The sequence below is a fragment of the Pseudonocardia pini genome (genome assembly GCF_013870575.1).
Taxonomy (GTDB): domain Bacteria; phylum Actinomycetota; class Actinomycetes; order Mycobacteriales; family Pseudonocardiaceae; genus Pseudonocardia; species Pseudonocardia pini.
In genome coordinates this window covers 1-4764 of sequence record NZ_JACBXB010000421.1, presented here as the reverse complement: position 1 = coordinate 4764, position 4764 = coordinate 1, and the positions used below count along the sequence as shown (strand labels likewise).

At 72.8% G+C, this 4764-nt stretch carries 8 protein-coding genes; 5 read left to right on the top strand and 3 right to left on the bottom strand.

The annotated features are described in order from the left end of the window. The 5 genes from H5J29_RS21190 to H5J29_RS21170 all read left to right on the top strand — a co-directional run. Positions 1-1120 (top strand): ATP-binding cassette domain-containing protein (locus tag H5J29_RS21190; protein ID WP_181782792.1); only part of this gene is annotated, 1120 nt, incomplete at its 5' end. Positions 1121-1194: 74 nt separating this feature from the next. Further along, positions 1195-1557, top strand: a complete 363-nt coding sequence (locus tag H5J29_RS21185) for a VOC family protein (RefSeq protein ID WP_181782791.1) — start codon at positions 1195-1197, stop codon at positions 1555-1557. Beyond that, a complete protein-coding gene (locus H5J29_RS21180; RefSeq protein ID WP_312858335.1) occupies positions 1554-1865 on the top strand; it encodes an ArsR/SmtB family transcription factor in 312 nt (103 codons plus the stop codon). The genes H5J29_RS21185 and H5J29_RS21180 overlap by 4 nt, the downstream gene beginning before the upstream one ends. Next, positions 1862-2341 (top strand): SRPBCC domain-containing protein, encoded by a 480-nt coding sequence (locus tag H5J29_RS21175; protein ID WP_181782790.1) that lies wholly within the window; start codon positions 1862-1864, stop codon positions 2339-2341. The genes H5J29_RS21180 and H5J29_RS21175 overlap by 4 nt, the downstream gene beginning before the upstream one ends. Next, positions 2338-2658: a YciI family protein gene (locus H5J29_RS21170; protein WP_181782789.1), complete on the top strand. Its 321-nt coding sequence runs from the start codon at positions 2338-2340 to the stop codon at positions 2656-2658. Before H5J29_RS21175 ends, H5J29_RS21170 begins: the two co-directional genes overlap by 4 nt. A gap of 28 nt (positions 2659-2686) precedes the next feature. Here H5J29_RS21170 and H5J29_RS21165 read toward each other — a convergent pair whose 3' ends face one another. From H5J29_RS21165 to H5J29_RS21155, 3 genes are read right to left on the bottom strand one after another with little or no spacing between them, the layout of a single operon-like run. Continuing rightward, positions 2687-2980 (bottom strand): adhesin, encoded by a 294-nt coding sequence (locus tag H5J29_RS21165; protein ID WP_181782788.1) that lies wholly within the window; start codon positions 2978-2980, stop codon positions 2687-2689. 38 nt (positions 2981-3018) lie between these two features. After that, positions 3019-3843 (bottom strand): aldo/keto reductase, encoded by an 825-nt coding sequence (locus H5J29_RS21160; RefSeq protein WP_181782787.1) that lies wholly within the window; start codon positions 3841-3843, stop codon positions 3019-3021. Between the two features lie 28 nt (positions 3844-3871). Further along, entirely contained in the window at positions 3872-4546 is a 675-nt protein-coding gene (locus H5J29_RS21155; protein ID WP_312858334.1) for a DUF998 domain-containing protein, read from the bottom strand. Between the last annotated feature and the right edge of the window lie 218 nt (positions 4547-4764).

Below are 4764 nucleotides of genomic sequence, written 5' to 3'. Positions count from 1 at the left end.
GCTCTCCCGCTACGACGTGCTGCTCCTCGACGAGCCCACCAACGACCTCGACCTCGACGGCCTGGAGCGCCTCGAGCGGTTCGTGCAGGGCCTCCGCGCCCCCGCCGTGATCGTCAGCCACGACCGCGAGTTCCTGGCGCGCACCGTGAACCGGATCGTGGAGCTGGACCTGCACCAGCGCAGGGTCGGCGTGTACGACGGCGGCTACGACAGCTACCTCGACGAGCGCGAGATCGCCCGCAGGCACGCCCGCGAGGCGTACGAGGAGTACGACGACCGCCTCGACCGGCTGAAGGACCGCGCGCAGATGCAGCGCAACTGGATGGCCCAGGGCGTGCGCAACGCCCGTCGGAAGGGCAAGGACAACGACAAGATCGGCAGGAGCAAGCGCGCCGAGACCAGCGAGAAGCAGGCCGCGAAGGCCCGGCAGACGCAGAAGATGATCGAGCGGCTCGACGTCGTCGAGGAGCCCCGCAAGGAGTGGGAGCTGCGGATGACGATCGCCTCCGCGCCCCGCTCGGGTGCGGTGGCCGCCCGCTTGGACGGCGCCGTCGTCGAGCGGGGGGACTTCGTGCTCGGCCCGGTCACGGCGCAGGTCGACTGGGCGGACCGGGTGGTCATCACCGGGGACAACGGGTCCGGGAAGTCCACGCTGCTCGGCGCGTTGCTGGGGCGGATCCCGGTCTCCGCCGGATCGGCGGGGCTCGGCTCGGGGGTCATCGTCGGCGAGATCGACCAGGCCCGCGGGCTCTTCCTCGGCGCGGAGCCGCTCGTGGTCGCGTTCGGCCGGGCGGTCCCGGACTGGCCGGAGTCCGAGGTGCGGACCCTGCTGGCCAAGTTCGGGCTCACCAAGGAGCACGTGCCGCGACCCGCCGCGTCGCTCTCGCCGGGCGAGCGGACCCGCGCCGCGCTGGCCCTGCTCCAGGCCCGCGAGGTGAACCTCCTGGTGCTCGACGAGCCGACCAACCACCTCGACCTGCCCGCCATCGAGCAGCTGGAGGTCGCCCTCGACTCGTTCACGGGCACCGTCCTGCTGGTCACGCACGACCGCCGGATGCTGGACACGGTCCGCGGGACGCACCACTGGCGGGTCGCCGAGGGCCGGCTCCACGAGGACTGACCGGGCGGGATCCGCCCTTGACGCACTCTGTCAGTCATCGCTAACGTTAGCGATGACGCACAGAGGAGGCCGTCATGGGAAGCCCCGTCGCGATGTTCGAGATCGTCAGCACCGATCCCACCCGGATCGGCGCGTTCTACAGCGAGCTGTTCGGCTGGTCGGTGGACGCCGACCCCGCCTGGGGCGGGTACGGCCTGGTCGACACCCGTTCCGAGCCCGGGCCGGTGCTCGGCGGCATCGGGCCCTCGTACGGACCGGGGGACACCGGGGTGAAGTTCTACGTCGGGGTCGACGACCTGCAGGCCTGGCTCGGGAAGGCCGAGGGGCTGGGCGCGACCAGGCTCGTCGAGCCCACCGACCTGCCCGAGGGGCACGGGTCCTTCGCGCTGTTCGCCGACCCGGACGGCAACGCCGTCGGGCTGTGGCGGACGCCGTGACCTCCCCCGCCCCGCTCGACGACATGTTCCGGGCCCTCGCCGAGCCCCGGCGTCGGGACATCCTGCGGCTCGTCGCGGACACCGAGCGGGCCGCCGGGGAGATCGCGGCGGAGTTCGAGGTCTCGCGCACCGCCGTCAGCCAGCACCTGACCGTGTTGCGGGAGAGTGGGCTTATCAGCGAGCGGCGGGAGGGCACCCGGCGGCTGTACCGGGCCCGGCGCGAGGCACTGCGGGAGCTGCAGAAGGCACTCGACGGCATCTGGTCGGGCGCCCTGGACCGGGCGAAGGCCCTGGTGGAGGAGTCATGACGGACCTCGACGTCGTCCGGCCCCCGATCCAGCGGACGATCGAGGTCGCCGCGGACCGCGAGCGCACCTTCCGGGTCTTCGTGGACCGGCTGGCCGAGTGGTGGCCGCTGGACCCCTTCTCGGTCGGCGGCGGCGCGCGGATCGCGTCGGTCTCGGTGGACCGGCGGGTCGGCGGCACGGTGACCGAGCACTGGCACGACGGCACCAGCCACGACTGGGGCACGCTGCTCGCCTGGGACCCGCCCGCGGGCCTCACGATGACCTGGAACGTCACCGGCACACCCACCGAGGTCGAGCTGCGGTTCGCCGCGCTCGACGCGGCCCGCACCCGGGTCGATCTCGAGCACCGGGGCTGGGAACGGCTCTCGCCCGAGGAGCTGGGCGAGGACTGCGCGCTGCCCGGCGGCTACACCGGCGGGGCCTACAGCACGGGCTGGGCCACCATCCTCGCTGCGTTGAAGGAGCACCTGCGATGACCGACTGGTTCCTCTACCGCCTGCTCCCGCCGCGCCCCGACTTCGCGTTCACGATGGACGAGCGGGAGGCTGCGGCGATGGCCGAGCACGCCGAGTACTGGCGTGGGCACCTGGCCGCCGGACGGACGATCTTCTTCGGTCCCGTGGGCGACGCCGCGGGGGTGTGGGGCATGGCCGTGGTCCGGGGCTCCTCCGCGGAGGAGGTGGCGCGGCTCGGCGAGGGGGACCCGGCCGTCCGCGCGGGGGTCGCCCGGTTCGACGTGCTGCAGGTCCTCGCCCCGGTCACCCTGGCAGACGAAGGGGCGGCCCTCCCCTGAGGGAGGACCGCCCCGGTGGGACCGTGGGTCAGGCCTGCGGGCCGATCGCGAACCGCAGTTCCTCTTGGCCGCTGTCGTTGGTGAACGGCTGGACGTCGAGGACCTTGTCCTCCAGCACCTCGGCCGCCATCGGCTCGAGGAACACGTTCAGCCCCTCACCGGTGAGGACCGTGTCACTCCCGTCCGCCTGGGCGGCGAGGGAGAGCTCGAGGCCCTGCTCGGGGTCGGTGGCCGCGATGCGCAGCCCACCGCCGTCCGGCAGCTCGGCGTCCGTCGTCAGGGTCTTGATGGCTTCGGCCGCGGTATCGGTGATTGCCAACATTCGCGCGACGGTACCGAGAACCGGCGAGACGTGCAGGCTCAGTTCATCTCGTCGGGGTCCGGGCCGAGGCGGTTGCCCGCGTCGAGCGCGCTGAGGGTGGCGACGTCGTCGTCGGCGAGCTCGAAGCCGAACACGTCGAGGTTCTCCTCGATCCGGGCGGGCGTCGCGGACTTCGGGAACACGATGTTGCCCAGCTGCAGGTGCCACCGCAGCACCACCTGCGCCGCGCTCTTGCCGTACTTCTCGGCGAGCGCGGTGATCTCCTGCAGCTGCAGCAGCTCACCGCCCTGCCCGATCGGGCTCCACGCCTCGGTCGCGATGCCGTGGTCGCGGTGGTAGGCGCGCAGCTCGTCCTGCGTGAAGTCCGGGTGCAGCTCGATCTGGTTCACCGCGGGGACCGTGTCGGTCTCGGCGGCGAGCCGGTCCAGGTGCGCGACCTGGAAGTTCGACACGCCGATCGAGCGGACCCTCCCCGCCGCCTTGGCCTGCTCGAGGCCGCGCCAGGTCTCCACGTAGTCGTCGCGCTGCGGGAGCGGCCAGTGGATGAGGTAGAGGTCGACGTGGTCGAGGCCGAGCGCGGTGAGGCTCTCCTCGAGGGCCTTCTGGGCCTCGTCGCGGCCGTGTCGGTCGTTGTTCAGCTTGGTGGTGACGAAGAGCTCGTCGCGGGCGAGGCCGGACGCGGCGATCGCCTTGCCGACGGACTCCTCGTTCCCGTACATCTGCGCGGTGTCGATGTGCCGGTAGCCGGCCTCGAGGGCCTTGCCCACGGCCTGCTCCGTGTCCGCGCCCGGGTCGATCTGGAAGACGCCGAAGCCGAGCTGCGGGATCCGGACACCGTCGTTGAGCGTGATCGTGGGAACCATGGTGGTGGGGTACCCGAGCCGGCCGCGGCTACCCGGCGAAGAACCTCACGTCGCGCGCGGGAATGCGGCGCGCCGCGGCGAGCCCCCACACCGCCAGCACCGCCACGGTCACGACGACGGTGAGCGCCAGACCGCGCTCCACCAGCCCCAACGGGATCGCCCGCCACCACGAGACGCCGGTCAGCGGCCGCTGCGCGAACCCGACCAGGATCGGGGTGAACCAGGCCAGGGCGGCGATCCCGGTCCAGCGCGCCCAGCCCGCGAGCCGCGGCCAGGCCGCTCGGCAGGCGCGGCCGACCGCGATCGCGGCCACCGGGAGGGCGACGAACGCCACCAGGCTCGCGTAGCGGTGGACGTAGCCGCTCAGGCTCGGGCCGACCGCCCAGTTCACCTTCTCGAACACCACGACGGCCACCAGCCCCGCCGCGCCGAGCACCAGACCCGCCGAGCCCACCGACCACACGCGCACGATCCCGGCCCGGACCAGCGCGACCAGCGTGGCGAGGGCCGCCGCGGCGAAGGCGAGCACGCCGACGTCGAAGATCGGCTTGAGCTCGGGGATCAGGGCGTACTCGCTGATCGTGCGGCGGACGGGGTCCACCTGGTCGACGGCGAGGGTCAGGCCCAGGACCAGCACCACGGCGATCCCGATGCCCACCAGGGCGACCTGCGCGCTCACACGCGTGACGGCGTCCCGTTCCACTGCACGCTCCTCCCGGGTCGTCTCGGGTTCAACGACCGGAGGGGTGGAGATCGTTCCCGGTGTCCGACTCGCGCGTCGGAAGTGGGGGACTCGCGGGTGGGTCAGCGCGGGAGGGGGATGATCGGGCCGAGCGGGAGCATCGCCTCGACCAGGCTGCCGGACACCGAGCGGCGGACCATGCAGGTCCCGCCCGCGGCGGCCGCCCAACCGCGCATGGC